Source organism: Streptomyces sp. NPDC050485 (assembly GCF_044458185.1).
Taxonomy (GTDB): domain Bacteria; phylum Actinomycetota; class Actinomycetes; order Streptomycetales; family Streptomycetaceae; genus Streptomyces.
Genome location: NZ_JBITHR010000028.1, coordinates 48,537 through 74,969, shown reverse-complemented (window position 1 = coordinate 74,969; position 26,433 = coordinate 48,537). Strand labels below are relative to the sequence as shown.

The following is a 26,433-nucleotide window of genomic DNA, read 5'->3' as shown; positions in this document are numbered from 1 at the left end:
GAGAGCGCTTTCCCGGCCCCTCGGCGGGGTCTGCTCGCCTCATCCGCACGGGCGCCACGGCATGCGTGCCACCTGCGGCGGTGTGAGGCTGCGAGGGTGACCACCGCCAGCGGGACAGCACCCGCTTCCGCGCCGCCCGTGCTCGATGTCCGGCAGCGGAACATCGTCTTCGGAACGATCATGCTCGGCATGCTGCTGGCCGCGCTCGACCAGACGATCGTGGGCACCGCACTCCCCACGATCGTCTCGGACCTCGGCGGCGCGGCCCACATGTCGTGGGTGGTCACGTCCTACCTGCTTGCCGAGACCGTCGCGACGGCGCTGGTCGGCAAGTTCGGCGACCTCTTCGGCCGCAAGGTCGTCTTCCAGGTCTCCGCGATCCTGTTCATCACCGGCTCCTTCCTGTGCGGCCTCGCCACCAACATGTCGCTGCTCATCGCCTGGCGGGCGCTCCAGGGCATCGGCGCGGGCGGCCTGATGGTGACCGCGATGGCGCTGATCGCCGATGTGATCCCGCTGCGGGAACGCGGCAAGTACCAGGGTGCGATCGGCGCCGTGTTCGGCGTCTCGACCGTCATCGGGCCGCTGCTCGGCGGAGTGTTCACCGACCATCTGAGCTGGCGCTGGGCGTTCTACGTGAACGTCCCCATCGCCATCCTCGTGGTGATCGCGGCGGCCCGGAACATCCCCTCGGTCCGGTCCGTGGCCAAGCCCGTCATCGACTACCTCGGCATCGGCCTGGTCGCGGGCGGGGCCAGCGCCCTGATCCTGGCGACGAGCTGGGGCGGCAACGAGTTCGCCTGGACTTCGGCGACGATCATCGCCCTGTTCGCGGGCGGTCTGCTCGCGCTCGCCCTGTTCTGCTGGGTGGAGACCCGGGCCGTCGAACCGATGCTGCCGATGCGGCTGTTCCGCAATCCCGTCTTCACGGTCTGCTCGGTCCTGAGCTTCGTCGTCGGCTTCGCGATGCTCGGCGCGATGACCTTCCTGCCGACGTATCTCCAGTACGTCGACGGCGATTCGGCCACGATCTCCGGCGTCCGCACCCTGCCCATGGTCATCGGCCTGCTCATCGCGTCGATCTTCAGCGGCAATGTGGTGAGCAAGACCGGCCAGTACCGCATCTTCCCCATCGTCGGCGCGCTCGTGATGGGGGTCGGCCTCTACCTCCTGTCGCTGATGGGCCCGGGTGTCGGCGCCTGGCTGGAATCGCTCTACATGCTCGTGCTCGGTCTCGGCATCGGGCTGTGCATGCAGGTCCTCACCATCGCCGTGCAGAACACCGTCGACTACGCGGACCTGGGCACGGCGACCTCCGGCGTCACCTTCTTCCGTACGCTCGGCAGCTCGTTCGGCACCGCCGTCTTCGGCACCATCTACGCCAACACCCTGAAACCGAACCTCCAGGACGGTGTGGCCGCCGCCGCGAAACTCGGCGGCACGGCCCCGGCGCAGCTCGCGAAGGCCGCGCAGTCGCCCTCGGAGCTGCACCGGCTGCCCCATGCGGCGGCCGCCCCGATCGTGCGGGCGTACGCCGACAGCCTTCACACCGTCTTTCTGTGGACGGTGCCGGTCGCCGTGGTGGGCTTCCTGGTCGCGCTCTTCCTCAAGCAGGTCGAGCTGCGCGACACCGCCCGGTCCACCTCCACCGACATGGGCGAGGGTTTCGCGCAGCCAACCACGGGCGACTCCGCCACGGTGCTCGAACTCGCCGTCGGCAAGATCGTGCGCGGTACGGACATGAACACCGCACGCCGCATCGTGGCGGACTCGGACACCCGGCTCGATGTGGCGGGCGCCTGGGCGGTCATGCAGGTCGAGCAGTACACGCGCATGGTCGGGCACGCCAGCCTGGGCCTGATCGCCGCCCGCCGCCATGTGCCGCCGGAGGTGCTGGTGCCGGTGTTCCAGCGGATGGTCGAAGAGGGGTTCCTGAGCCGCGAGGGCAGCTACTTCTCGCACACCCCGGCCGGTGAGCGCGAGGTCGAGGCCATCACCCACTCCTGGTCGACCTGGCTCAACGAGCAACTGGAGCGGGACCGCGGCCGGCCGCGCAGCGCGGAACTGCGCGCCGCCGCGGACGCCATCGCCAAGCGCCTGATGGCGGAGGACCTGGCGAACGGACTGCCCGCCTCCCACCCGAAGGTGGCGGCGGCCGCCCGCTCCTGAGCTCGGCCGCGCCGGCCCCGCGGTGCCTGATACGGTCGGGAACCGGCAGGTCGGGGACTGGAGAAGGAAGGGGTGGCGGCACGATGGCTGCTCGTCGGAGTGCCGATCCGGACCGGCTCACCTTCACCGAGCAGGCCGGCCGCCGGCAGCTGATCGAGGCCACCATCGACTCGATCGCCACCCGCGGCTACCCGGCCACCTCGCTGGCCGCCATCGCCGAACAGGCCGGGGTCTCCAAGGCCGCCGTCCTCTACCACTACGCCTCCAAGGACCAGCTGTCGGCGGAGCGGATCGTGGTGCGTTCGCGGGTGGCGCCCGCCGCGTCCGGTCTGGGGCTGCGCGTGACGTACACGTGGAGTGCCGACGAGGAGCGGCTGCGGCCCGATCTGGTCCCCGGCGACCGGGGCTGGCTCAACCTGGACCACGGGATGCACGAGATCGGCTCTGGATCAGGCGGACCCGGGGTGTTGATGGACCGTCAATTTCACGCCGGGGAGCGCGAGTTCGGCTTCGTCTTCAGCTCGACCGGCCAATCGGTCAGTCGGTGAGGACCGCGTCCAGGTAGACCCAGGCGCCGTCGACGCGCGAGAACCGGCTCTGCTCGTACAGGGAGCCGGCCTCGCCGCCGCTGCTGTAGTGCGCGCGGAAGGTGACCGTGCCAGTGGTGTGGAAGGCGCTGCCGTCGGTGGTGTCCAGGATCTCCAGGCGGATCCAGCGCATGCCGAGTTCGAAGTCGATGCTCTCCGGACGGGTGTCCGGGTGCCAGGTGCGCAGCAGGTACGGCCCGTCCTGGACCGCGAAGGCGCTGAACCGCGAGCGCATCAGCGCCTCGGCGGTCGGGGCGGCGGCCGTGCCCGCGTGGTAGCGGCCGCAGCACTCGGCGTAGGCGGCGGGCAGCCCGCAGGGGCAGGCCTTCGGGGCGGCGGAGCGTGCGGGGCTCTTGGTGCGACGGGACATGGCGCTATCTGATCACAGGCGGCCACCTCTGTCCGACTCCGCGGCCTGCCGCGAAGCCGCTCGCGCCGACGGCGAAAACCGGCCGCCACCCACTATCGGCCATACGTGGAGTTACCGCAGTTAACCCCGCGCCGACGACTCTACGGTGATCCCGATGCGCCTGCGGCGCAGCAACATGAGCCACCGGGCAGGGAGTTGAGGCATGAAGCACAGGTTGCGCATTCTGGTCGCGGTCGGCGTCGTGACGCTGGGGGCGGCGGGCGCGGGGAACGCGCAGGCAGATCCGGCGACGCACGACTGCCCGACGGCGGAGATCTTCGCCACCGACAACACCGCGATCATCACCGATCCGGCGGACCCGCGACTCAAGACCCGCCTGAAGCGCTTCGACCACGAAGTACGCCAGATCATCCATGCCAACGGCGCGCGGCCCGGCGCCTCGAAGCTGCTCGACGGCGTGTTCTGGTCAGGCGACCTGAAGCAGGCCACCTATGAGCGCTCCCGCGAGTTCGACGTCAACAAGGTCGGCCCGGACGGGCTGCACCACATCGCCGGTGTCATCGCCAAGCAGTACCACCAGGAGTCGGTGCTGACCTTCCGCTGTCTGGCGCGCACCTCCCCGGAGGCCGACGCGGTCGAGATCCAGGCCCCGGGCGTCTCCTCGACCAGGCTGCACGACGCGCTGCTGGCCAACCCCGACGCCCGCGACGAGCTCGGCGGCGGCTCGGTCACCCTGGACGGGCGGCTCGTCCTGATCGCCCCGATCGCCGATCTGCCGCTGGCCCAGAAGCTCACGAAGGCCCTGGGCGTCGACTGGAACACGGCCCAAGTGCGGTACGGGAACGAGGAGTTCGTCTCGTAATCGCCAGTACTTGTGGGTCGAATGCGTCTTCCGCGTTGACGGAGGCGGCCGTATGCTCCTGCGCCGGACGTGATCGTTACCACCGGTAATAGGGAGCACTGTGGAGCGCACGGGCAGCACGAGACGGACTTTTGTCGCGGGTACGGCAGTGGTGGGCGCGGTGGCCGCCCTGGGAATCGAGGCGGGCACCGCCGCGGCCGCCCCGAGAGCGGCGGCGGCCGGGCAGAGCGTCGCCGTGCTCGGCGGCGGGGTCGCCGGGCTGACCGCCGCCCACGAGCTGGCCGAGCGCGGGTTCCGGGTCACGCTCTTCGAGCGCCGGGCGCTCGGCGGCAAGGCCCGCTCCATGGACGTACCGGACAGCGCGAAGGGCGGTCGCCGCCCGCTGCCCGCCGAGCACGGCTTCCGCTTCATCCCCGGCATCTACCACAACCTGCCGGACACGATGCGCCGGATCCCGTTCCCCGGCAATCCGCACGGCGTCTGGGACAACCTGGTCGCGCCGAAGGAAATGATGTTCGCGCGGACCGGGCAGGAGGACCTGCGGCTGCCCATGCCGGGCGCCGGGACTCCCCAGCCGCTCACCATCGACGACATCCGCCGCGCCGTGACCGGGGTGCTCGGCACCTTCCAACGGCTGCCGGCCGGCGAGGTCGCGTACTTCGTGGACCGGCTCGCGGTCTTCCTCACCAGCTGCCAGGAGCGGCGCGACAGCCAGTGGGAGCACACCCCCTGGTGGACGTTCACCCGGGCCGCCCAGATGAGCTACGACTACCAGCGCATCCTCGCCGTCGGGGTCACCCGCAACATCGTGGCGACCAAGGCGGAGGAGGCCAGCACCCGCACGGTGGGCAGCCTGCTGGAAGCCTTCGTGTTCAACGCGCTCGGCCGGGGCGCCGACGGCCCGCTGGACCGCATCCTCAACGCACCCACCAACGAGGCGTGGATCGATCCCTGGGTCGCTCAACTACGCACGCTCGGCGTCGAGTTCAGGGTCGGCTGGACGGTACGTGAAGTCACCTACGACGGCGTCAAGGTGACGGGCGTTCAGGTGGAGGACGAGACGGGCACACCTCGCACCGTCACCGCGGACCACTACATATCGGCGCTTCCGGTGGAGCACGCGCGGCCCACCTGGAGTGCGGCGATGCGCGCGGCCGACCCGCAGCTGGCGCGCTGCGACCAGCTGCGCACCGACTGGATGACGGGCATTCAGTTCTATCTGACCGAGCGGCCCGACACCGTGCACGGCCACCTCGACTGCATCGACTCGCAGTGGTCGCTCACCGCCATCGCGCAAGCCGAGCACTGGCCGCAGCGCACCTTCGCCGCCGACTACGGCGACGGGTCGGTGGCCGACTGCCTCTCGGTCGACATCTCCGAATGGGACAAACCCGGGATCCTGTACGGCAAGACGGCCAAGCAGTGCACCCGCGAGGAGGTCGCGCGCGAGGTGTGGGCGCAGCTGAAGGCCGCGCTCAACGACACCGGCAAGACCGTCCTGAGCGACTCCAAGCTGCACTCCTGGTTCCTGGACCCGGGCGTCTCCGACATAGGAACGCCGAATCCGAAGAACGAGGACGAACTCCTCATCCATCCCACGGGCACCTTCCACAACCGCCCGTCGGCCGGCACCACGATCCCCAACTTCTATCTGGCCGGCGACTACGTGGCCGTCCCCATCGACCTGGCCACCATGGAGGGCGCCAACACCTCGGGCCGCCTCGCCGTCAACGCCCTGTTGGACCGGGCGGGTTCGACGGCCCCGCACTGCACGGTCACCTCGCTGTACAGCGCGCCGGAGCTCGGCTTCCTGAAGGACACCGACCGGCTGCGCTACCGCCTCGGTCTGCCGAACGTCTTCGACGTGGGGTAGCCGGTCGACGCGGAGGGGGCCTGTGCCGGCGGTGAAGTCCGCCGCCGGCACGGAGCCGGTACTGCGCGGGTCCTGGTTTTGAGAGCCTGCGTCCAAACCCGGTCTGATCCGGACGGGGTTTTGGACACAGGATCTGAAGGTGCTTGCGCCCGCCGTGTGACCCGTCATCGTGCACCTGTCGCGGACCGGTGCTTGACTGGTTGCGACCCCATAAACAGCGGATGGATCACGGACTGGTCTTCTCCGCGCACGCCACTCCGCGACCCGCCCAGTCAGTCCATGGAGGCTGATCATGCCCGATGTCACAGGTCCGTACGCGCCCGGCACCCCTTGCTGGGTCGATTTGATGGTTCCCGATCAGCAGGCGGCCCTCGACTTCTACCGTGATCTGTTCGGCTGGCAGGGCGAGGTCGGGCCGCCCGAAACCGGCGGCTACGCGCTCTGCTCCTTGAACGGCAAGCCGGTCGCCGGGATCATGGCCGCGATGAACCCGGACGGCAGCACGCCCGACCCCATGCCGCCGACCGTGTGGACCACCTACCTTGCCGCCGCCGACGTCGACGCCACCGAGAAGGCGATCACGAGCAGCGACGGCCAGACGATGGTGCCGAGCATGGACGTGATGACGCTCGGCCGGATGGCCGTGGTGAGCGACCCCACGGGCGCCGTCTTCGGCCTCTGGCAGGCCAAGGACTTCCCTGGTGCGGGCGTCGTCAACGAGCCCGGCGCGTTCATCTGGAACGAGCTCAACACCAGCGACACCGACGCCGCCTCGTCCTTCTACTCCAAGACGCTGGGCATCACCGCCGCCCCCATGGAGGGTGCGGACGGCTACTTCGCGCTCAACGTGAACGGCCGCACCGTCGGCGGCATGCAGGCCCTCGCCAACATCGACGGCCTGCCGCCGGAGGCGCCCTCGCACTGGCTGACGTACTTCGCGGTCGACGACACCGACAGTACGGTCGATGCGCTGGTCCGGGCGGGCGGCAACGTCCTCAAGGCGCCGTTCGACATGATGGCGGGCCGGATGGCCGTCCTGCAGGACCCGCAGGGCGGAGTCTTCGCGGTCATCAAGGCGACGGGGCCTGAGCCCACCTGACCCGCCCCCGCACAGAGCTGGACCACGGCACGGCCACCCTCGCCGCGGTCCAGCTCCTGCTGCGGTGCGGCTGCCGGAGCATCGCCGGCCCCCTTCGCGCCGGGGCATCCGGGCTGCGCCCCACGGCTCAGGCCGTGCGGGCCACGCCCGAGTAGACGGGAACCGTCTCGTCGCCCTCGGCCGCGCGAGAGCGCGACGGGACGGCCGAAGTCCAGGGTGTTCCGGGCGAGTTCCAGGATGCGGTCGACTTCGCGGAGGTCGGCCTGGATGTACTCGGTGACGCCCTCGGGCGCGGAGCGCAGCAGGGCCTCCGCGTGCCGCAGCACGATCGGGTCGTTGTCCGCGTACACGACCCGGGCGTCGGGCGCGGTGCGCTGGGCGACCTGGTGGAGGTTGGGCTCGGTGGGGATGCCGGTGCCGATGTCCAGGAACTGGCGTACGCCCTGCACGGCGGTGCTGTCTTGCCCGGTCATGTGCACTCCATGGGGGATGAAGGTCAGTGAACAGGCGGGAGAGTCAGGGCAGTTGGGGGATCACGTCAGCAGGAAGTCGGCCTTGCCGGACTTGGCGCCCTGGATGAAGGCGGCGATCTCACCGGGGGTGTAGATCAGCGCGGGGCCCTCCGGATCGGCGGACTGGCGCACCGCGACCCGGCCGTCGGCCAGCTTCATGGCCTCGAAGCAGTTGCCGCCGTTCCCGCCGCTCCACGGCTTGTGCCAGCCCTCGGCGCCGAGTTCGGCGGCGGGCATGCCGTTGTAGATGTGCCCGTCCGCCGGCCCGCCGTCGTATATGTGATCCATTCACAGCTCCTCGCGGAGATCCCGGAGGATCTCCTTCGTGCGTTGTGCAGTCGCGGCCTGCGCCGCCATGCGGTCCATGACCTCCAGGTGGGTGGCCACCTCGGGGCGCGCGTCGAGGTAGACGGCGCCGGTCAGGTATTCGCTGTAGACCATGTCCGGCAGTTCGGGCACGGCGAAGCGGAAGAGGACGAACGGGCCGTACGTTCCCGGATGGTGCCCGGAGGAGAACTCGGCCAGTTGCACGGTGACGTTGGGGAGCTTCGACGCCTCCAGGAGGCGGTCGATCTGGTCCCGCATCACCTGCGGCGAGCCGACCGGGCGGCGCAGCACCGTCTCGTCCATGACGGCCCACAGGCGCGGGGCGTCGTCCCGGGTGAGCAGCGACTGGCGCGCCATGCGCAGCGCCACGTGCCGGTCCATGTCTGCCACGCTGGTGGCGCCGAGCGCGCCGCTGCGCATGACGGCGCGGGCGTACTCCTCGGTCTGCAGCAGCCCGGGCACGAAGTGCGGCTCGTACGACCTGATCAGCGAGGCCGCGCCCTCCAGGCTGACGTACATGCTGAACCAGTCGGGCAGGATGTCGTGGAAGCGCTGCCACCAGCCCGGCTTGTTGGCCTCCTCGGCAAGGGCGATGAAACCTTCCGCCTCGTCGTCGCCGATGCCGTACGCCCTCAACAGCAGTACTACGTAAGGGATTTTGAGGGAAACCTCGGCCATCTCCATGCGCCGAATGGTGGCCGGGGCCACCCGGAGCACCTTGGCGGCCTCCTCGCGCCTGAGGCCGGCCCGCTCACGCAGGTCCTGGAGGCGTCTGCCCAGCACGACCTGGCCCACGGTCGGGGCGGACCGGGGTTCACTCACTTCAGACCTCCCCACGCGCTGATGCGAGCAGTGTGCCATGTCGTTGCAGATAGGAGAACGGCACTCTGCAATTTTCAGAGTGCCCCTTGCCAAGTGTCCGCCGCGGGTACATGGTAGGCGGGTGAACCAGTTCACACGCGGTCGTGATGCGCAGCCTCGGGGGAGGCTCCGCGGGGCGCCGCCTCCCCACTGTGAGGATTCCGGTCGTGGCTCCTGGTAACGCGCTCACCCCCCAGCTCACTGGCGCATTCTCCGGGACCGCTGTCCGGCGGCACGCCTTCGACGTGCCGGCCCGTACCGATTCGGTCGCGGTCGCCCGGCGGCGCAGCACCGACCTGCTGACCGGCTGGGGACACCACGAGGAGCTCCACGAGACCGCCGCGCTGGTGATCTCGGAGCTCGTCACCAACGCCGTCCTGCACACCGCCGGCGACTACATACTGTGCGAACTCACCGATCTGCAGAGCCTGTTGCGCATCGCGGTCCGGGACCTGGGGTGCGGATCCGCGGGGCCGAGGCTGTGCCACTCGGGCGACGAGGAGGAGCGCGGACGCGGGCTGCTCCTGGTGGACGCGGTGAGCAGCGCCTGGGGCGCACACGAGGCCCCGTACGGTCCCGGCCGGATCGTCTGGGCCGAGCTCGCGCACGGCGGGCCGGGCCGGCCGTGCTGAGAGAGAGACTTCCCTGGGGACCCCGGTCCGGGCGGCAGGGCCCGCGACCGGATAGGTCCGGATCCGCCGGGCCCCGTGGCCCCGTGCGCAGTGGGGGTGCGCACGGCGAGCCCGGGCCCGGCGGCTCCGCCGCGGTCACCGGCGGCATGCTGCTGCCGCCGGTGCTGCCCGCCACGCTGGGCCGGGACGCGGTGGGGGTACCAGCCCTGCACGGCTTCCGGCTGCTGTCCCGGCTGCCCCGGTCCGGCTGCGTCTTCGCCTCCGCCGACTGGTGGTGGTGGATCGTTCCGGCCGGCTCCGACCAGGAGCTGCCCTGGCCGCGACCGGTGCGGTACGCGCCCGGCGCGCTGGTCCCCGATGCGGACCGGCCCCGCCTGATCAACTTCCCCGAGGGCTCGACGCCCTACACTCCGCCGATCCCGCTCTACCTGGTGGTCTGCCAGCTCACGGGGACGGCTCCGGCCTGGGCCTGACGGCGGCACGCGCGGGTCCCCCGCCGCCCGGTGGGCACGGTGCTCCGCCCCGGGCCCCGCTTCTGAATGGCCGGAGGGGCTGATTTTTTCGCACGGGAACGCTAGTCGACGGGCAGGCCGCTCGCCGCCTCGGCCAGAGCCTCCAGGACCGGGCGGAACAGCGGATGCCGCTCGGCTCCCCGGCGTACCGCCGCGAACACCCGTCGGGTCGCCGCCGGGCCCGCCACCGGACGCACCACCGTGCCCTTCTGCGCCATGCCGCGCAGCGCGGAACGCGGTACGAGCGCGACCCCGGCGCCCGCGCCCGCCAGCGCGACCACCGCCCGGAAGTCGTCCGATGAGTGCACCAACTTGGGCTGGAATCCCGCGAGTTCACAGGCCAGCAGCATCACGTCGTGGCAGGGATTGCCCGGGTAGGGCCCGATCCAGTCGTCGTCGGCGAGCGCCGAGAGCGGCACGTCCGGGGACTGGGCGAGGGGGTGGGCCGCGTGCAGTACGGCGTCGAAGGGCTCGGCGTACAGCGGGACGCGGGACAGTCTGCTGTCGTCCTCGCGGGGCGCGCCCCGGTATTCGACGGCGAGCGCCAGATCCGCCTCGCCGTCCAGGACCAGGGGCAGCGCCTCGTCGCCCTCGGCGTCGCGGACCCGTACCCGGATCGCCGGGTGCGTCTCGCGCAGCCGCGCGATCGCGGGGGCCAGCACCTCCGCGATGCCCGTGGCGAAGGCGGCCACCGTGACCTCTCCGGCCGCGCCGCCCGCATAATCGGCCAGCTCCGCCTCGGCCCGCTCCAGCTGGGCCAGGACCGCGTTGGCGTGCTCCAGGAGGATCTCGCCTGCGGCCGTGAGCCGCACCCCCTTGCCGCTGCGGGTGAGCAGCGTGTGCCCGGTCTCCTGTTCCAGGGCGGCGAGCTGCTGGGAGACGGCGGAGGGGGTCAGATACAGCGCTGCTGCCGCGGCGGTCACCGTGCGGTGGTCCGCCGCGGCACGCAGGATGCGCAGCCGGCGGGGGTCGATCACCCTGCCATTGTCACCCGTGCGTCAGCCGTCCATCGCCGCCCGGGCGTCAGCCCTTCATCGCCGCCCTGGCCTCGATGAATGCGGCCACCGTCTTCTCGATGTCCTCGGTGGAGTGCGCGGCCGAGAGCTGGACGCGGATGCGGGCCTTGCCCATCGGGACCACGGGGTACGAGAAGCCGATCACGTACACGCCGCGCTCCAGGAGCAGCTCGGCCATGCGGCCCGCCTCGGCCGCGTCGCCGATCATGACGGGGGCGATGGGGTGCTCGCCGGGCAGGATCTCGAAGCCCGCCCCGGTCATCTTCGTACGGAAGAGAGCGGTGTTCGCGGCGAGCTTCTCGCGCAGGTCACCGGCCGATTCCAGGAGGTCGAGGACCTTGAGCGAGGCGGCGGCGATGACCGGGGCGAGCGAGTTCGAGAACAGGTACGGGCGGGAGCGCTGGCGCAGCAGGGCGACGATCTCGGCGCGGGCCGCGACATAGCCGCCGGAGGCGCCGCCGAGGGCCTTGCCGAGGGTGCCGGTGATGATGTCGACGCGGTCGCTGACGCCGTGCAGGGCGGGGGTGCCCGCGCCGCCGGGGCCGGTGAAGCCGACGGCGTGCGAGTCGTCGACCATGACCATGGCGTCGTAGCGGTCGGCGAGGTCGCAGATCTCGTTCAGCGGCGCGATGTAGCCGTCCATGGAGAACACGCCGTCGGTGACGATCAGGCGGCGGCGCGCGCCGGACGACTCCTTGAGCTTGGCCTCCAGGTCGGCCATGTCGCGGTTGGCGTAGCGGAAGCGGGCGGCCTTGGACAGGCGGATGCCGTCGATGATCGAGGCGTGGTTAAGGGCGTCGGAGATGACCGCGTCCTCGGCGTCGAGCAGGGTCTCGAAGACACCGCCGTTGGCGTCGAAGCAGGAGGAGTAGAGGATCGTGTCCTCCTGGCCGAGGAACGCCGACAGGCGGGCCTCCAGCTCCTTGTGGACGTCCTGGGTGCCGCAGATGAAGCGGACCGAGGCCATGCCGTAGCCCCAGCGGTCCAGGGCGTCCTTGGCGGCGGCGACCACCTCGGGGTGGTCGGCGAGACCGAGGTAGTTGTTCGCGCAGAAGTTGAGTACGTCGCCGGAGGGCACGGAGACGGAGGCGCTCTGCGGGGTGGAGATCACGCGCTCGGGCTTGAAGAGGCCGGCTTCCCGGATCTCGTCAAGGGTCTTCTGAAGGTCGTCGCGGACGTTCGCGTACATGCGGGGTGCTCCTAAAGCGGGCGGGAGGTCAGACGGGGCCGGTGGGCCTGCGGGGTGGTCAGGCCGTCCAGTCGAGGATGATCTTGCCGCTGCGGGCGGTCGCGGCCTCGTCGAATGCCGCGTCGAAGTCCTGGTAGCCGTACGAACCGGTGATCACGGGGCTGAGGTCGAGACCGCCCTCCAGGAGGACGGTCATCGAGTACCACGTCTCGAACATCTCGCGGCCGTAGATCCCCTTGACGGTGATCATCGAGGTGACGATCTTCGCCCAGTCCACCGCGAACTCCTTCGACGGCAGGCCGAGCATCGCGATGCGGCCGCCGTGGGTCATGTTCGCGACCATGTCGCGCATGGCCTCGGGCCGCCCCGACATCTCCAGGCCGATGTCGAAGCCCTCCTTGAGACCGAGCAGGCGCTGGGCGTGGGCGATGTCGTGCTCGGCGACGTTGAGCGCGAGCGTGGCGCCGGCCTTGCGGGCGATCTCCAGGCGGGACTCGCTGACATCGGTGATGACGACGTTGCGGGCACCGGCGTGCTTGGCGACGGCCGCCGCCATGATGCCGATCGGCCCCGCGCCGGTGATCAGCACGTCCTCGCCGACCAGCGGGAAGGACAGCGCGGTGTGCACGGCGTTGCCGAACGGGTCGAAGATCGCGGCGACATCGAGGTCGACCTTGGTGCGGTGCACCCACACGTTGGAGGCGGGCAGCGCCACGTACTCGGCGAAGGCACCATTGCGCCCGACGCCGAGCCCGATCGTGGAGCGGCACAGGTGACGGCGTCCGGCCAGGCAGTTGCGGCACTTGCCGCAGACCAGGTGGCCCTCACCGCTGACGAGGTCGCCCACCGCGATGTCCTGGACGTCCGTGCCGATCGCGGCGACCTCGCCGACGAACTCGTGGCCCAGGATCAGCGGGGTCCTGACGGCGCCCTGCGCCCAGCCGTCCCAGGAGCGGATGTGCAGGTCGGTGCCGCAGATGCCGGTGCGCAGGACCTTGATCAGCACATCGCCGGACCCGGTCTCCGGCTCGGGTACGTCCATGAGCCACAGTCCGGGTTCGGCGTGCTGCTTGACAAGTGCCTTCATGGGCGCGGCTCCCGGCGTACGGAGAGGGGCGAACGGCCACGGATCGCGACCGGACGTGCTGGCTGAAAGATCAGCACAAGTGAGGATTCTGACTGATTTTGCTGATCTGGCTGGTTTAGCTGATCACCAATCTGCCGAGCCAGGGCCGCCGAGTCCATCGAGGATTTCTTAAGCGGGCCAACAGCCGAGCTTCACGCGCGCCCCTCGCACCCCTCGCGCCACACCGGCGCGTCTCATGGATCATCCCTGCGTAGCCGGTATGTCGGCCATCCGCAGGTGCCCGCCGCGACGATGGAGGCCGGGCGTGAGGCGCATGCCGGGGAGACGGAGAAACAGCCGGATGGAGCAGTCGCTGCTGGGCCTGCGCCTCCAGACGGCGTACCGCGTACCGGATCCGGTCCTGGGCATCGGCGTACTTTCCGTCCAGGCAGTCCAGCCAGCCGTCCATCCCGGCGACGAGCCCGCGGAAGAGGTCGGGCGTCGCCCGTCGAACTCGGCCTCCATCAACCGTAGTTGGTCACGGCCCGGGCCGCTGCGGCCGGTACGTCCGCAGTGCTGGGCGAGGAGCATCCGGGCGGTTCCGATGCCGTCGCCCGGAAACCGCCGGGATCCTCGACGGCCTCCCTGAGCAGCCGTTCCGCCGCGTCGCGCTCGGTCGGCGTACCGGTCATCTCAAGCCGGACGGCCGCCGAGGAGTTTCGCGAGGTCGATCTCGCCGGGCCGGGCGGCCAGGCGGTAGCCGCCCGGCACGGACTCCACCGCATCGCGCCCGGGCACCCGCCGCACTCGCCCCACCAGGGCCTGCACCGCCGCGACCTCGTCGGCGGGTGGTGCGTCCCCTTCGGCCCGCACCTGGGCGGCCAGCGCCGACTGCGGCACGCTCGCCCGGCGCCCGCCGCCGGCGCGGCGAGGAGCGCTCTCAGCTCGCCCATTCTCCCCGCTCGCAGGTCCGGCTCGGGCGAGGAGCCGGGCCCGCCCGGGACCGGTGCCCGCGCGGAGGCGGCCCGGCCCCTTGGCTATGGTGTCCGCACCACAACGAGGGGATGGCGGGCGTGGAGCTGGGGGGTGGCGGAGCGATGGGGTCCGGCGTCCGGCGCATACGGGTGCCGGTCGGTGACGACGCCGCCCGCTGGGCGACCCGCGGCCACTGCCGACGCGTGCTGTTCGTGGTGCACAACGTGACCTCCGCGACCCGGCTGCTCGATGTACTGCCCCTCTTCCACGGCGACTTCCGGATACAGCTCCTGGCCACCTGCACGGGTTCATCGGTGTTCGAGGGCGGAGTGGTGACCCTGCTCGCGGAGACCGGGGTGCCGGTGCTCCCCTGGGATCAGGCCGTCGAAACGAAGGTCGACCTGGCGATCACGGCCAGTCTGGGCGGCCAACTCCACCGTATATCAGGCAAGTTGGCCCTGCTCTCACACGGCGTTGGCTACAATAAGAGGCTGCCCACAGCCGGACAGCCGGACAGCCGGACAGCCGGACAGCCGGACAGCCGGACAGCCGGACAGCCGGACAGCCGGACAGCCGGACAGCCGGACAGCCGGGAGCGCTCTCACCTCGGCCCCCGTCTTCGGGCTCTCCCCCGAGTGGCTGCTGCACAACGGCACGCCCGTCGCGGACGCCATGGTTCTCTCGCACCCCGAGCAGCTGGACCGGCTGCGTGTCGCCTGCCCTGAGGCCGTTCCCACCGCGACGCTCGCGGGCGACCCCTGCTTCGACCGGATGCTGGCGGCCCGCCCGTACCGAGAGCGCTTCCAACGGGCGCTCGGCATGCGCCGGGGCGAGCGTCTGGTGCTGCTGAACTCGACCTGGAACCCCGAGTCGCTCTTCGGCGACGGCGGCGCGGACGACGTGCTTCCGGCACTGCTGCCCCGGCTCACCGCCGAGCTGCCGGCCGATGAGTACCGGGTCGCCGCCGTGCTGCACCCCAACATCTGGCACGGGCACGGCCCCGGGCAGATCCGGGCCTGGCTCGACCGGGCGCTGCGCGGCGGGCTCACGCTCGTCGACCCGCTGCACGACTGGCGGCAGGCGCTGCTCGCGGCGGACGCGGTCATCGGCGACCACGGCTCGGTCAGCTACTACGCGGCCGCCCTCGGAACCCCCGTACTGCTCGGCGCGACTCCGCTGGACGGGCTCGACCCGAGCTCGCCCGTGGCCGAATTCGTACGGCACGCACCGCGGTTCGATCCGCATGCACCGCTCGCCGCGCAACTGGACGACCTGATCGCGAACCACCAGCCGCTCGCCGGACCGGCCCGTCTCACGACGTCCGCGCCCGGCCGGTCCGCGACGCTGCTGCGCGGCCTCTTCTACGGGCTGATCGGCATCCCCGAGCCACCGGAACCCGCCCTCCTCCAACGGCTTGCGCTGCCCGCATATGAGCGCGCTTCCGTCACCGCGCCGCTGCGAGTGCTCACCCGGGTGCACGCGGACTCGGACGAGGTCTCGGTGGCCCGGTACGCCGACCCGTGGTACGAGCCGGACGGGGACGGGCACGCCCACATCGCCGTTCACGAGGACACCCGCGACCCCGGTCAACTGGCCCTCGCCGACGTCCTGTTGCAGGAGGGCACACCGGACGACCCGCGGTTCGGTTCGCCCGGGCGGTGGACGGCCGAGGTACTCGCACGGCATCCGCACTGCTCGCTCGCCGCTTACATGACGCGTCCGGGCGAGTGCGCCGTACGCACGCGCGGCGGGGTGCTCCTGCGGCTCACCGGCGATCCCGACGGGGCCGATCCGGCCGCAGCGGCCTCCGCCCTGCACGCCTGGCTGGCAGCGGGCCGAACCGTCGACCAGGCGGCCCGACAAGGGCTGACCATCCGCACGGGACGCACCGCGCACCGGGTAGCGGTCACCGGCTGACCGGCTCCGGTACCAATTCCCCGGCCGACGCCCGAGTCACTCGAAGGCCGATTGCATCTCCAGGGACGCAACCTGGCCCTGACCATTGCGGCCAGGCGGATCGGACCACACAGCTCGCCGGGCCGCGCTGCCGCGGGCGGCCGTCCCTACTTCGGTCGTGCGGGATGTCCCAAGCCGCAGGTCAGGGGCTTGGGACGGTGGCGGGACGATGCGCGGGAGGTCTGGTTGATGCTCGGCGGGCACCCCGCTGCATACGGTTGTGCGGAGCGCTGGCCGACCACCAGCGGTCCACCCCCTCGTGCCTGGCCGCCTGCTGAGGAGCGGCGTGCGTACGGCCGGGCGGGAACACCTCGCACGACACCAAACGGGAGTTGTCATGTCACGTCTGCGTTTCGCAGGAACCGCATCCGCCGCGCTGGCCATGGTGGCGGGAGCGATGCTCTTCGCCGCGCCGTCGGCCAGTGCTGCGACCAACTGCCACACCTGGACCGCCAACAACGGAAACGGCATCGGCTGGTGCGACAGCGGCAACGGCCGCTGGAAGGTCCACGGCAGCTGTGCCAACGTCGGTGGCGTTCACACGGGCATGGAGGGCTCGGAGGGCGGCCGTTCCATGGGTCAGGAGTGGGCCTCGGTCCTGAACTGCTCGGCGGGCGGCGGCGGTGCCCTCGACATGTGGATCGAGACCTACGGCTGACACGTCTGGATCATCTGATGTGCAGGCCTTCGGGCCTCATGGGGGGCGCAGTCAATGGCTGCGCCCCCGCAGTAGAAAGCGCCCGGACCTGGTCCCCGTACGGTGTGGCATCCGTCCGCACACGGGGCACGGCGACCCCGGCGGGCCGACGCCCGCCGACTACTGCGTCTCCTCCACGCAGCGCTCCCGGAGCGCTCTCAAGTGGATGAGGTGGTACTGCGCCTGCTCGTTCCGCAGGGCCTCCGTCGCCTCGTCGATCAGCGGCAGCGCCTTCGCGGGGCGTCCGCTCGCGTCGAAGGTCTCGGCGAGGTCGGTGAGCGTGCGGGCCGTGTTGTAGGCCTCGCGGGTGGCCCGGAAGAAGCCGAGAGCGCTCTCCAGGCGGGCCTCGGCCTCCTCCCACCGCCCCAGGCCCCGCAGCGCGCGGCCCCGGTGGCGCTCCAACAGGGCGCGGGCGCGCGGCAGATCGCGGCTGCCCTCGCCGTCGGCGGTGATGCCGTCGAGGATCCGGTCCGCCGCCTCGAAGCAGTCGTACGCCTCCTGGAAGCGCCACTCGCGCAGCCGCAGCAGGCCCAGTGACTCGACGGCGGTGGCGTGGCCCCGGAGGTGACCGGCGGCCTGCTCGGCTCGGGCGGCCGAGGTGAAAGCGCTCTCGGCCTCGGGGTACTGGCCGAGTTCGGTGAGGTTGAGGCCGAGCAGGGTGTGCATGCGGGCGGCCTCCCGGGTGTCGGGGTCGCGGGCCTCGGTGGCCCGCACGCCGGCCCGCAGCGCGGGGAGCAGTTCGTCGTGGCAGCCCATCTTCAGCTGCACCGGCCACAGCGCCTGGTTCAGCCGGAAGACGGCGTCCGCATCGCCCAACTCCGCTGCGGCTTCGATGGATTGGAGCAGACTGCCGAGTTCGTCGCGCAGCGCCGTGAGTGCCTCACCGGCATCGGCGTACCGCACGCCGTCCGGCGGTGCGGGATCTCCCGGCCCGCCCAGGCGCCAGCCCTGGCGGAGCGCGGCCGCGCTCGCGGGCTCCGCGAAGGTGACGCACCAGCGGATCGCGCGGCGCACGGCCTCCTCGGTGGCGGCCAGGCCGTCCTCGCGCAGGGCCTCCGTCGCGGCGTACTCGCGGATCAGTGGTCTGATGCGGTATCTGCCGCCGGTCTCGCTCTCCACGAGGCGGCTGTGGGCCAGCTCCGCCAGGAGGCGTTCGGCTTCCGCATCGTCGAGGCCGAGCACGGCCGCGGCCATCGGCGCGCCGAAGGCGGGCCAGTCGCGCTGGGCGAGCAGCCGCAGGGCACGCGCCGCGTCCGGTTCGAGGGCGTAGACGGAGTCGGCGACCGCTGTGCGGGCCGCGTCGCCGACCGGGTGCGCCTCCTGCCGCCAGTGCCGGGCGGTCAGGCGGGCCGCTGCGGCGCGCAGCGCGAAGGGGGAACCGGCGCAGCGGGCGAGCACCGCGGGCAGAGCGGCCCGGTCCAGCGTCACGTTGCCCGCCTTGGCGACCTCGGCGAGCAGCCGCCGTGCGTCCTTGTCGGCGAGCGGCCCGACCGGGATCCCCACGGCGTCCAGGCCGGGCAGCGGATGGCGGGCCACCACGATGACGAACACGCCGGGTGCGGAGGTGAGTACGGGCAGGATCTGCGCGGCGGACCGGGCGTGGTCGAGGACGATGAGCAGCCGCCGGTCGGCCGTGCACGCGCGCAGCAGCGCCTGGCGGTCGTCGCGGCCGGGCGGGATCTCGGCGGCCGGAACGCCGAACTGCTGGAGCAGCAGGCGCAGTACGGTCGACGGGTCGGGGCCCGAGGGGGCGCCGGTGCCGCGCAGGTCGAGGTAGAGCTGGCCGTCGGGGAAGCGGTGCAGTTCGGTGCAGCCCCAGTGGAGGGCGAGGGCACTGGTGCCGATGCCCTGCGGGCCGTGCAGCACGGCCACCCGGGGCCGGCCGTCCGCCTTGCGGAAGGCCTCCCGGCTCAGCGCCCTGCGCTCGCCGTCGCGGTCGGTGAAGAAGCGGGTGGAGGCGTGCAGGGCGGGCACCCGGCTGGGGTGGCCGGGGCGCGGGGCGGTGCGCGCGAAGGCGGTCCAGGCGCGGGCGAGGGCGGGGTCACGTCGTACGGCGTCGTGCACCTGCTGGGCGACGCCCTCCAGTTCTTCGCGCCCCCTCGGGGCGCGGACCTCGCCGCCGACGATGCGGCGGACCAGGCCGCCGGCCGTCTCCCAGGCCCATTTGCCCGCTTCGTTGGCCAGTCCCGAGCCGACCGCTCCGAGTACGGCGGCGATGGCCGCCGTCGACGTGGGATCCAGCATGTCCCGCCCCCCGATTCACCTACGGCCCCCGCCTGCCGCGGCAACGCTAGCAACATCCTTTGCGGCAGACCGTGTTGGCCGGTGTTTGGCCGAAACGGTACGGTCCGGACGCCGCCCAAGCGCTCCGCGGGAAGTGGCGTTCGTCGGCCCCCATCGCGGCGGAGCCGCACGATGTCCCAGACCCGCGCCCCTTCAGGGACCGGCGCCGCACCGGACTTCCCGAAGACCGCCTAGCGGGTCGGTACCACGCTGAGGTGGGCACGGCCGCGCCGGGCCGGGGCGGGCTCGGTCTCGCGCAGGACCAGGGTCAGCCGGCGCAGCCCGGCCGACCGCAGCGTCCGCGGGGATTCGCAGACCAGCCGACAGCCGGTGCGGCCGCGCTCCGGGTCGGGGTGGCGCAGGTGCCGCAGCGCGCCGTCGTGGTGCACCGCGGCGTCGCCCACCATCCTGACCCAGTGCGGGAGACCGAGGCGGAACGCGGCGTCCATGATCGGGTCGTCGGCGATCTCGCGGCGGATGTCGCGCAGCCCGGGAGCGCTCTCGTCGTCGGCGTACGCCTCGGCGAACTGGGCCAGCATCGGCAGGCACCAGGCGGTCTCGTGCTCGGCGAGCACGTCGGCCGCGTCCGGGTGGAACAGGACGAAGCGCAGGAAGTTGTGGCCCGGCATGGCGGTGGGGTGCGGAGCGACCCCGCCGAAGAGCGCGTCGTACGCCGGATTGGCGTGGGCCACGCCCCAGCCCTGGTCGAGGATCACGGACGGGAAGGGCAGCGCGTCCGTCATCGCGAAGTAGTCGTGGACGTAGGCCGCGAGCTCGGGATCGTCCAGCAGCTCGGGGGTGCCGGTTCTCGCGGTCGTCGTGTCGTCGGCGGCCCGCTCCCCCGCGGCCGCCTGCTGTTCGGCGGGCTCCTGGACCAGGGCGAACGGGCGCCCCACCACCAGGGCGTGCGCTGCCGGAACCTTCGTCACCGAATCCTTCGCCACCGATTCTTCCGCCATCGAGTACGCGACTCCTCTTGCTGGCCCGCGAGTGCGGCGGCCGGCCTTCGGGCCCGCCGCGGGGCTCGGAGGGCGATCTTCACCCCGCGTTGCGATCCTGATACGCCGCTATGATGATGTCAAGCATTGTGGCATTCCAGCCCACTGAAGCTTCAATTGCGCCACAGATGTGGCAAGTTCTGGTTGTTGTTGCCGCGACCCGCTAGCCTCCGGAGCATCCACTGTTGTGCCCAGCGACCACGCATGATCTAGGAGAACTACTGGTGACGGACGGCTTCTTGGTTCCGGGACCGGCGGCCACGGGCCCCCTCGCGGCCGTCGTCGCCCGGGTGGCCGAGCTCGCCGGAAAGCTCGGAATGAGTCATGCGGAGGTCTTCGACATCCACCGGCTCTCCGAGGCCTCGGGCGTTCCGGCCGAGGTGGTGGGCGCGCTGCTCGAAGGCCGGCCGGCCGGTGAACCCGATCTGCAGGCCCGCTTCCTGCAGCGCTTCGGTCTGCTGCGCAGCACGCGGCGCAAGCCCAACGGCCGCCCGCACACCCAGAAGGAGATCGCCGACGGCGCGGGCATGTCGCGCCAGCAGGCGGGCGCGCTGATCAACGGCGACCGGCGCCCCACGATGGAGCACTGCGACGCGATCCAGCGGTTCTTCGGCGTGCACGCCGGATTCCTCACCGCCGACGACACCGACGCACTGGGCGGCGCGCTGCTGCGCACCGAGCAGGAGCTGCTCCAGCAACTCGCGGGCCGCGAGCGCGAGGTGACGCTCGCCGGCGCGCCGGGCGGTGACGCGCTGGAGCGGCTGCTCCAGGACCACGGGGTGCGGGGCATCGCCTGGCGGGCCGCCCAACTCCCCACCGACAAGCACCGCGACAAGGTCACCGAGTGGCTCGACATGCTCCTGGAGAGCGTCAAGCGGTCGGAGTCCTGAGGTGGCCCACCCCCTGGCGCGGCGGCGTCCCGCCGCGTCCACCGGGCTGCCCGGCCATGGCCGCCCGTTCGTTTTCGGCCTGGGAATGATGCCGAGTTCAACGAACTCCGGCTCAATGTTGACTGGATCTATCGAGCAGGGCTCGGCAGAGTGCTGCTCAGTGACGGGCTGCTCGACGAAGTGCTGCTCCATGAACGGCTGGCGGGGAGAACGGTGGGCATAGGCAAGGAGATGCGCCGGCTGTGCGGCGAGCTGGTCGCGGGAATCACGGTCCCCGCCCCGGCGGAGCCGACCGCTCTGTACGCCGCCCTGTGCGAGGGCATGAGCAAACGCCGGGGCCGCCCCGTCGAGTTCCGTACGGCCGCGTTCCCGCCCGGCACCGCCAGCGGGCTATGGCTCGACATGGCCGACCGCGACCTCGTCGTGCTTGAGGAACGTACCGCCCCCGATCACCAACTGGTCATCCTGGGACATGAGTTGTGGCACATGAACGCGGGCCACAGCAGCCACCACGTCGAGGGCGCCGCGGTCGCCGCCCGGCTGCTCGCGGAGGGCGCCGACCTGCACGCGGCGGTGCGCAAGGTGGCCGCGCGCACCCGCTCCCACCTCTCCGAGGAGATGGACGCGGAGAGCTTCGGCCTGCTGCTGGGCAGCAAGTGCCGTCCCTGGCTCACGGGTTCGGGCATGCGCGGTCCGGTACGCCGCGACATCCTCGCCGGTCGCATCGAGGCCTCCCTGGGGTACCGCGGGCCGCAGGGCTGAGGCGTGCAGGGGTCGAGTTACTACATCCCGGCCGCGGCGATGGGGGTCGCCCTCGCGTTCAAGACTCCCTCGCTGGTGCGGGCCTGGACCGATCCGCTGATGCGCGCGGTCTGCTCGCTGCTCGCGCTGGCCGGTCTGGTGTTCTTCTTCGCCGCGCCGCCCACCATCGGCGAGGTCAACCGGCTCACCGGCGTCGCCAACTTCTCGGCCCCGCTGGTCTATTCGCTGCTCAGCGCGTTCAGCGCGTCCTGTCTCGTCCTGATCGTCAACTGGCGGGGCGGTCCCGCGGAGGAGATCCGGCGCACCTCGCGCCGGTGGTGCGTCGGCTTCAGCGTGCTCATCGTGGCGCTCGTGACGCTGTTCGTCCTCGGGGACGCTCCCGTCGAGCGGCTGCGCGATCTGGACACGTACTACGCCACCACGCCGTACATCCGCGAGATGATCGTGCTGTACCTCATGGGCATCACCATGTCGGGCGTCATGATGAACTACCTGTGTCTGCGCTGGGCGCTTCAGGTGCACGGCTGGCTCCGGGTCGGGCTGCTGATCATCGTGGTCGGCTATTCGTTCAACACCCTGTACGCCATCGCCAAGTTCGCCGCCGTTTTCGCCCGGTGGGGCGGTGCGAACTGGGACGGGCTGAGCACCAACACCGCGCCGATCCTGGCCTCCTGCGGCGCCCAGGTCAGCGCGGTGGGGTTCTGTCTGCCCCTGGTCTGCCAACGGCTCGCGGACAGCTGGCACACCTGGGCCACCTACCGCCAACTGGGGCCGCTGTGGCGCGAGCTGAACAAGGTGAGCCCCCGCGACGCCCGCTCGGTCCGCATCCCCTGGTGGTCGTCGGCCGAGCTGTCCCTGACCCGGCGCGAGTCCGACATCCACGACGGTCTGCTCGCCCTGCACCCCTACTTCGACCCGGAAGTCCACTCGCGCGCCCACGCCGCGGCCCTCGCGGCCGGGGCCGATCCCGAGCAGGCGCAGGCCGTCGCCGACGCGGCGATGGTGACGACGGCGGTCCGGGCCCGCGCCGCCGACCCGGAGGGCGTGGTCGTGGACTCGGCCCGGGACGCCGAGCCCGCCGCCACCGAGGGCACGCGTGATCTGGTGCGGATCTCCCTCGTCCTGCGTCAGCCACCCCATACCGCAGCGGCCCCAGGGCACGCGGCCAGGCCAGAGAGCGAAGTCCATGAGCGAATGCGTTAGCCCCCGCAGAGGTCCCGCTCGTCGTGCCGTGGTGATCGGCGGTGGGCTGGCCGGGATGCTGGCCGCCGCCGCGCTGAGCGGGTACGCCGACGAGATCACTGTCGTCGAACGCGACGGGCTGCCGGACGGGCCGGTCCCCCGCAAGGGCCTTCCGCAGGCCCAGCACGCCCATTTGCTGTGGTCCGGCGGTGCCCGCGCCATGGAGAAGCTGCTGCCCGGCGTCAACAAGCGGTGGCTGGCGGCGGGGGCACGGCGCATCGCGCTGCCCACCGGCCTGGTGTCCATGCAGTCGCAGGGCTGGCTGCGCCGCTGGCCCGAGATGCAGTTCATGATCGCCTGCAGCCGCGATCTGCTCGACTGGGTGGTGCGCGAGCAGGTCGTCGCCGACGCCCGGGTGAAGGTGCTGCACCACACCGAACTGCTCTCCCTGGAGGGCGGCCCGGCACGGGTCACGGGCGTACGCGTACGGACGGCCGACGGCGAGGAGCGGGTCCACGAAGCCGATCTGGTGGTGGACGCGTCGGGGCGCGGCTCGCGGGCCCCCCTGTGGCTGCGCGGCCTCGGGGTCGCCGAGCCGCGCGAGGAGAAGGTGGACTCGGGCCTCGCCTATGCCAGCCGGATGTTCAGCGCTCCGGCGGGCGCCTCGGACTTCCCGCTCGTCAACGTGCAGTCGGACGCCCGCGAGCCGGTTCCCGGCCGCACCACCACCATCGTGCCCATCGAAGGCGGCCGCTGGCTGGTGACCCTGTCGGGCACCCGGGGCGGCCAACCGACCGGAGCCGCCGAGGAGTTCGAGGCCTTCGCCCGTTCGGTGCGGCATCCCGTGGTCGGCGAGCTGATCGCGGACGCGGAACCGCTCAGCGACGTGGTGGTCTCACGCAGCACCGTCAACCGGCGGTACTTCTTCGAGAAGGTCAAGAGCTGGCCCGACGGCTTCGTCGTGCTCGGCGACGCCGTGGCCACCTACAACCCGGTCTACGGGCACGGCATGTCGGTGGCCGCGCAGGGCGCGCTGGCGCTGCGCGGGAACCTGGCGGCCCACGGCCTCGCGTCGCCCGGCCTCGCCCGCCGGGTCCAGCGCGCAGTCGCCCGACCGGTCGCCCTCGCCTGGGACCTCGCCGTCGGGCAGGACATCCTCTACCCCGGCGCCATCGGCAAGCAGCCCGGCCCCACCGCACGGCTGCTGCGGCGGTACGTCGACCGGCTGCTGCTGACCGCGACCGGGCACCCCGCGGTCACCAGGTCGCTCTTCGAGGTGATGACGCTGTCGGCCCCCCTCGCGGTGCTCGCCAGGCCTCGTGTCGTGCTGGCGGTCCTGCGCGGCCCCGTACTGCCGAAACTGACGGTCCCTCCCCTGACGGACCGTGAACTCGCGTTGGTGCGAAGCCCGCAGAAGACGCCGTAGCGGCAGCCGCGGCCGCTCGCCGGGTCCCGGGATTTGGGGCCTCGTTCGTTCTTCCATAGGATCCGGCGATGATCATCAGAAAACGGCTGGCGGCCGGAGTGTGCGCGCTGGTCGCCACCTTCGCCACCGGCACCCTCCCGGCCGTGGACACGCCCCCGGCCGCCGCGGCCGCCCGGCCCGACGGGCAGTCGGCCGAGAAGCCGGCGCCCAAGGTCGACCTCGTCCTCGATGTCTCCGGCTCCATGCGGACCACCGACATCGACGGCAAGTCCCGGATGTCCGCCGCCAAGCAGGCGTTCAACGAGGTGCTCGACGCCGTCCCGCCGGAAGTCCAGCTCGGCATACGCACCCTGGGGGCCAACTACCTCGGCGAGGACCGCAAGGTGGGCTGCAAGGACACCCGCGCCCTCTACCCGGTCGGGCCGCTGGACCGTACCGAGGCGAAGACCGCGGTCGCCACCCTCGTACCCACCGGCTGGACCCCCATCGGCCCGGCGCTGCAGGGCGCCGCCGAGGACCTCAAGGGCGGTGACACCACCCGCCGGATCGTGCTCATCACCGACGGCGAGGACACCTGCCAGCCCCTCGACCCCTGCGAGGTGGCCCGCGACATCGCCGCCCAGGGCATCCACCTCACCATCGACACGCTCGGCCTGATCCCGGACGACAAGACCCGCCAGCAGCTCACCTGCATCGCGGAGGCCACCGGCGGCACCTACACCTCGGTGCAGCACGCCGACCAACTCACCGGCAAGGTCAAGCAGTTGGTGGACCGGGCGGCCGACCCGGTCGCCGTGCCCGTCGCCACCACCGGCACCGCGAGCTGCGAGAACGCCCCGCAGCTCAAGCCCGGCCTGTACACGGACCGCGAGAAGTTCGCCGAGCACCGCGCGTACAAGGTGGACGTGCTGCCCGGCCAGGAGCTGCGCGCCTCCGTCAGCGTCGGCGCCGACCGGCAGGTCAACCCCGACTACGGCGTGCTGCTGCGGGCGGTGACCGCGAGCGGCCGCGAGATCGTGCGCGGTTCGGAGGCGGGCGACGGCCGCACCGACCTCATCTCCACGGGGCTGCGCTACCCCAAGGCCCCAGCCAGCGACTCGGCGGGCAAGTCGACACCCGAGTCCGTGTGCCTCCAGGTCTCCAACTCCTTCTCGGCGGCGCCGTCCGTCAAGACCGACCCGGGTCTGCCGGTCGAGCTCGCCGTCGACGTGGTGGACGGACCGGCCCGCGCAGCGGACGTCGCCTCCTTCGGCCTCGGCCGGGGCTGGTGGCTGCTCGGCGCCCTCGCGCTGACCGGCCTGGTCGCCGGTCTGGTGTGGGGCTGGATCTCGCGCTGGCGCATCGCGGTCTGGCGGACCCGCTGATGCCGAAGAACACCTCTCACTCCGGGGGCCAACCGATGCGTACCGTACGGATGTTGACGACGGCGGCGCTGCTGGGCGCGGCGCTCCTCGGCGGCGCGGCGCCCGCGCTCGCCGACTCGCCGTCGCCGAGCCCCTCCGCGTCCAGGAGCGGTGCGGCGCCCACCGAGGCCGGCACGGCGTTCCGTACCGCGGTCGCCGTCCAGCAGGGCCAGCGGGCGACCGCCTCCGCGTCGACCGGCGACTACCTGTACTGGGTGTTCCCCGCCGACGCCGGGCAGCGCCCGACGGTCACGGCCAAGGTCACGCTCCCGGACGCGGCCACCCGGCACGGCGCCGCCACCTGGCGCGTCGACGTGTACGACGGGCTGCGCCGCCGCCAGCCCTGCATGTACGGGACGCAGTCCCGGTCCGCGGGCCAGGACGCGGCCACCGTCGAGCTCTCCTGCACGCTGCGGCCGACCGTGGCCTGGGCCGACACCTGGTCGAACGACCCGCTGCCGGGCAGCTACTACATCCGGCTGACGGCCGTCTCGCTGCCGGACGCCGACCGCGGCCTGCCGTTCAAGGCGGAGGTCGAGCCGGCCGTCCTGGACACCGGCGGCGCCCATGCGGTCGACGGCAAGCTGGCCACTCCGCTGGGCGCGAAGTCCGCGGCCGCGCCGGACGGCGGCTGGGCCTCGGGCTGGTGGACCGACCGCTGGGTGTGGACCGGCGTGGGCGGACTCCTCGCCGCGCTCGCGGGCGTGGGCGGCTACGCGCTGACCCGCGGCCGCGGCCGCCCCTCGCACGTGCCGCGCGGGGTGTGAGAGCGCCCTCGCACCGCTT

At 71.9% G+C, this 26,433-nt stretch carries 25 protein-coding genes and 1 pseudogene; 15 read left to right on the top strand and 11 right to left on the bottom strand.

Annotated elements, in window-relative coordinates; genetic code table 11:
* Positions 1 to 96 precede the first annotated feature (96 nt).
* On the top strand, positions 97 to 2,169 hold the full coding sequence (locus ACIBK6_RS36115; protein ID WP_399056692.1) for an MDR family MFS transporter: 2,073 nt from the start codon (positions 97 to 99) through the stop codon (positions 2,167 to 2,169).
* A gap of 83 nt (positions 2,170 to 2,252) precedes the next feature.
* A complete protein-coding gene (locus ACIBK6_RS36110; protein ID WP_399056690.1) occupies positions 2,253 to 2,717 on the top strand; it encodes a TetR family transcriptional regulator in 465 nt (154 codons plus the stop codon).
* Here ACIBK6_RS36110 and ACIBK6_RS36105 read toward each other — a convergent pair.
* Positions 2,707 to 3,126 carry a YchJ family protein gene (locus tag ACIBK6_RS36105; protein ID WP_399056687.1) on the bottom strand — a complete coding sequence of 140 codons (420 nt, stop codon included), beginning with the start codon at positions 3,124 to 3,126 and terminating at the stop codon, positions 2,707 to 2,709. The two genes, ACIBK6_RS36110 and ACIBK6_RS36105, sit on opposite strands and share 11 nt — an antisense overlap.
* A 202-nt stretch (positions 3,127 to 3,328) precedes the next feature.
* Between ACIBK6_RS36105 and ACIBK6_RS36100 the strand changes: the two genes are divergently transcribed.
* From ACIBK6_RS36100 to ACIBK6_RS36090, 3 genes are all read left to right on the top strand, one after another.
* Entirely contained in the window at positions 3,329 to 3,988 is a 660-nt protein-coding gene (locus ACIBK6_RS36100; RefSeq protein WP_399056685.1) for a hypothetical protein, read from the top strand.
* Positions 3,989 to 4,148: 160 nt separating this feature from the next.
* Positions 4,149 to 5,861 (top strand): FAD-dependent oxidoreductase, encoded by a 1,713-nt coding sequence (locus ACIBK6_RS36095; RefSeq protein WP_399056683.1) that lies wholly within the window; start codon positions 4,149 to 4,151, stop codon positions 5,859 to 5,861.
* A 292-nt stretch (positions 5,862 to 6,153) separates the two neighbouring features.
* Entirely contained in the window at positions 6,154 to 6,960 is an 807-nt protein-coding gene (locus ACIBK6_RS36090; protein ID WP_399056680.1) for a VOC family protein, read from the top strand.
* Between the two features lie 185 nt (positions 6,961 to 7,145).
* On the opposite strand, the pseudogene ACIBK6_RS36085 reads toward ACIBK6_RS36090, so the two are convergent.
* The 3 genes and pseudogenes from ACIBK6_RS36085 to ACIBK6_RS36075 all read right to left on the bottom strand — a co-directional run.
* Positions 7,146 to 7,406, bottom strand: a pseudogene (locus tag ACIBK6_RS36085) (SAM-dependent methyltransferase); the annotation flags it as partial.
* Positions 7,407 to 7,493: 87 nt separating this feature from the next.
* Entirely contained in the window at positions 7,494 to 7,760 is a 267-nt protein-coding gene (locus ACIBK6_RS36080; RefSeq protein WP_399056678.1) for a DUF397 domain-containing protein, read from the bottom strand.
* Positions 7,761 to 8,621 (bottom strand): helix-turn-helix domain-containing protein, encoded by an 861-nt coding sequence (locus tag ACIBK6_RS36075; RefSeq protein ID WP_399056676.1) that lies wholly within the window; start codon positions 8,619 to 8,621, stop codon positions 7,761 to 7,763.
* 206 nt (positions 8,622 to 8,827) lie between these two features.
* Between ACIBK6_RS36075 and ACIBK6_RS36070 the strand changes: the two genes are divergently transcribed.
* On the top strand, positions 8,828 to 9,292 hold the full coding sequence (locus ACIBK6_RS36070) for an ATP-binding protein (RefSeq protein ID WP_399056675.1): 465 nt from the start codon (positions 8,828 to 8,830) through the stop codon (positions 9,290 to 9,292).
* A 146-nt stretch (positions 9,293 to 9,438) separates the two neighbouring features.
* On the top strand, positions 9,439 to 9,765 hold the full coding sequence (locus tag ACIBK6_RS36065) for a hypothetical protein (protein ID WP_399056734.1): 327 nt from the start codon (positions 9,439 to 9,441) through the stop codon (positions 9,763 to 9,765).
* Between the two features lie 101 nt (positions 9,766 to 9,866).
* Here the strand turns inward: ACIBK6_RS36065 and ACIBK6_RS36060 are convergent, their stop codons facing one another.
* From ACIBK6_RS36060 to ACIBK6_RS36040, 5 genes are all read right to left on the bottom strand, one after another.
* Positions 9,867 to 10,781 carry a LysR family transcriptional regulator gene (locus ACIBK6_RS36060; protein ID WP_399056672.1) on the bottom strand — a complete coding sequence of 305 codons (915 nt, stop codon included), beginning with the start codon at positions 10,779 to 10,781 and terminating at the stop codon, positions 9,867 to 9,869.
* Positions 10,782 to 10,827: 46 nt separating this feature from the next.
* Positions 10,828 to 12,009, bottom strand: a complete 1,182-nt coding sequence (locus tag ACIBK6_RS36055; RefSeq protein ID WP_399056670.1) for a glycine C-acetyltransferase — start codon at positions 12,007 to 12,009, stop codon at positions 10,828 to 10,830.
* 58 nt (positions 12,010 to 12,067) lie between these two features.
* Positions 12,068 to 13,096, bottom strand: a complete 1,029-nt coding sequence (gene tdh / locus ACIBK6_RS36050; protein WP_399056668.1) for an L-threonine 3-dehydrogenase — start codon at positions 13,094 to 13,096, stop codon at positions 12,068 to 12,070.
* A 503-nt stretch (positions 13,097 to 13,599) separates the two neighbouring features.
* Entirely contained in the window at positions 13,600 to 13,767 is a 168-nt protein-coding gene (locus ACIBK6_RS36045) for a hypothetical protein (RefSeq protein ID WP_399056666.1), read from the bottom strand.
* A gap of 1 nt (position 13,768) precedes the next feature.
* Positions 13,769 to 13,975 carry a hypothetical protein gene (locus ACIBK6_RS36040; RefSeq protein WP_399056664.1) on the bottom strand — a complete coding sequence of 69 codons (207 nt, stop codon included), beginning with the start codon at positions 13,973 to 13,975 and terminating at the stop codon, positions 13,769 to 13,771.
* A 549-nt stretch (positions 13,976 to 14,524) separates the two neighbouring features.
* Here ACIBK6_RS36040 and ACIBK6_RS36035 point away from each other — a divergent pair.
* Together ACIBK6_RS36035 and ACIBK6_RS36030 are read left to right on the top strand one after the other, a co-directional pair.
* A complete protein-coding gene (locus ACIBK6_RS36035) occupies positions 14,525 to 15,967 on the top strand; it encodes a hypothetical protein (protein ID WP_399056663.1) in 1,443 nt (480 codons plus the stop codon).
* 376 nt (positions 15,968 to 16,343) lie between these two features.
* On the top strand, positions 16,344 to 16,664 hold the full coding sequence (locus tag ACIBK6_RS36030; RefSeq protein WP_399056661.1) for a hypothetical protein: 321 nt from the start codon (positions 16,344 to 16,346) through the stop codon (positions 16,662 to 16,664).
* Between the two features lie 159 nt (positions 16,665 to 16,823).
* Here the strand turns inward: ACIBK6_RS36030 and ACIBK6_RS36025 are convergent, their stop codons facing one another.
* A complete protein-coding gene (locus tag ACIBK6_RS36025) occupies positions 16,824 to 18,947 on the bottom strand; it encodes a tetratricopeptide repeat protein (RefSeq protein WP_399056658.1) in 2,124 nt (707 codons plus the stop codon).
* 230 nt (positions 18,948 to 19,177) lie between these two features.
* A complete protein-coding gene (locus ACIBK6_RS36020; RefSeq protein WP_399056656.1) occupies positions 19,178 to 19,945 on the bottom strand; it encodes a hypothetical protein in 768 nt (255 codons plus the stop codon).
* A 263-nt stretch (positions 19,946 to 20,208) separates the two neighbouring features.
* Between ACIBK6_RS36020 and ACIBK6_RS36015 the strand changes: the two genes are divergently transcribed.
* The 6 genes from ACIBK6_RS36015 to ACIBK6_RS35990 all read left to right on the top strand — a co-directional run bounded on the left by ACIBK6_RS36015 (position 20,209) and on the right by ACIBK6_RS35990 (position 26,414).
* The gene (locus ACIBK6_RS36015; protein WP_399056654.1) at positions 20,209 to 20,874 is read left to right on the top strand and encodes a helix-turn-helix domain-containing protein; all 666 of its coding nucleotides are present in this window, start codon (positions 20,209 to 20,211) and stop codon (positions 20,872 to 20,874) included.
* Between the two features lie 231 nt (positions 20,875 to 21,105).
* Positions 21,106 to 21,636 carry a toxin-antitoxin system, toxin component gene (locus ACIBK6_RS36010; protein WP_399056732.1) on the top strand — a complete coding sequence of 177 codons (531 nt, stop codon included), beginning with the start codon at positions 21,106 to 21,108 and terminating at the stop codon, positions 21,634 to 21,636.
* A 3-nt stretch (positions 21,637 to 21,639) separates the two neighbouring features.
* Positions 21,640 to 22,839: an MAB_1171c family putative transporter gene (locus tag ACIBK6_RS36005; RefSeq protein WP_399056652.1), complete on the top strand. Its 1,200-nt coding sequence runs from the start codon at positions 21,640 to 21,642 to the stop codon at positions 22,837 to 22,839.
* A complete protein-coding gene (locus tag ACIBK6_RS36000) occupies positions 22,823 to 24,244 on the top strand; it encodes an FAD-dependent oxidoreductase (protein ID WP_399056650.1) in 1,422 nt (473 codons plus the stop codon). Before ACIBK6_RS36005 ends, ACIBK6_RS36000 begins: the two co-directional genes overlap by 17 nt.
* 68 nt (positions 24,245 to 24,312) lie before the next feature.
* Positions 24,313 to 25,608 carry a VWA domain-containing protein gene (locus tag ACIBK6_RS35995; protein ID WP_399056648.1) on the top strand — a complete coding sequence of 432 codons (1,296 nt, stop codon included), beginning with the start codon at positions 24,313 to 24,315 and terminating at the stop codon, positions 25,606 to 25,608.
* A gap of 35 nt (positions 25,609 to 25,643) precedes the next feature.
* Positions 25,644 to 26,414, top strand: a complete 771-nt coding sequence (locus tag ACIBK6_RS35990; protein WP_399056646.1) for a hypothetical protein — start codon at positions 25,644 to 25,646, stop codon at positions 26,412 to 26,414.
* Positions 26,415 to 26,433: the final 19 nt, after the last annotated feature.

Bases quoted from the DNA above. Each gene is read 5' to 3' on its own strand.
- ACIBK6_RS36110 (WP_399056690.1), top strand. From the start codon at position 2,253: ATGGCTGCTCGTCGGAGTGCCGATCCGGACCGGCTCACCTTCACCGAG.
- tdh (WP_399056668.1), bottom strand. From the start codon at position 13,096: ATGAAGGCACTTGTCAAGCAGCACGCCGAACCCGGACTGTGGCTCATG.
- ACIBK6_RS36055 (WP_399056670.1), bottom strand. From the start codon at position 12,009: ATGTACGCGAACGTCCGCGACGACCTTCAGAAGACCCTTGACGAGATC.
- ACIBK6_RS36045 (WP_399056666.1), bottom strand. From the start codon at position 13,767: ATGACCGGTACGCCGACCGAGCGCGACGCGGCGGAACGGCTGCTCAGG.
- ACIBK6_RS36030 (WP_399056661.1), top strand. From the start codon at position 16,344: ATGTCACGTCTGCGTTTCGCAGGAACCGCATCCGCCGCGCTGGCCATG.
- ACIBK6_RS36065 (WP_399056734.1), top strand. From the start codon at position 9,439: ATGCTGCTGCCGCCGGTGCTGCCCGCCACGCTGGGCCGGGACGCGGTG.
- ACIBK6_RS36020 (WP_399056656.1), bottom strand. From the start codon at position 19,945: ATGGCGGAAGAATCGGTGGCGAAGGATTCGGTGACGAAGGTTCCGGCA.
- ACIBK6_RS36000 (WP_399056650.1), top strand. From the start codon at position 22,823: ATGAGCGAATGCGTTAGCCCCCGCAGAGGTCCCGCTCGTCGTGCCGTG.
- ACIBK6_RS36010 (WP_399056732.1), top strand. From the start codon at position 21,106: ATGCGCCGGCTGTGCGGCGAGCTGGTCGCGGGAATCACGGTCCCCGCC.
- ACIBK6_RS36100 (WP_399056685.1), top strand. From the start codon at position 3,329: ATGAAGCACAGGTTGCGCATTCTGGTCGCGGTCGGCGTCGTGACGCTG.
- ACIBK6_RS36080 (WP_399056678.1), bottom strand. From the start codon at position 7,760: ATGGATCACATATACGACGGCGGGCCGGCGGACGGGCACATCTACAAC.
- ACIBK6_RS36105 (WP_399056687.1), bottom strand. From the start codon at position 3,126: ATGTCCCGTCGCACCAAGAGCCCCGCACGCTCCGCCGCCCCGAAGGCC.
- ACIBK6_RS35990 (WP_399056646.1), top strand. From the start codon at position 25,644: ATGCGTACCGTACGGATGTTGACGACGGCGGCGCTGCTGGGCGCGGCG.
- ACIBK6_RS35995 (WP_399056648.1), top strand. From the start codon at position 24,313: ATGATCATCAGAAAACGGCTGGCGGCCGGAGTGTGCGCGCTGGTCGCC.
- ACIBK6_RS36090 (WP_399056680.1), top strand. From the start codon at position 6,154: ATGCCCGATGTCACAGGTCCGTACGCGCCCGGCACCCCTTGCTGGGTC.
- ACIBK6_RS36025 (WP_399056658.1), bottom strand. From the start codon at position 18,947: ATGCTGGATCCCACGTCGACGGCGGCCATCGCCGCCGTACTCGGAGCG.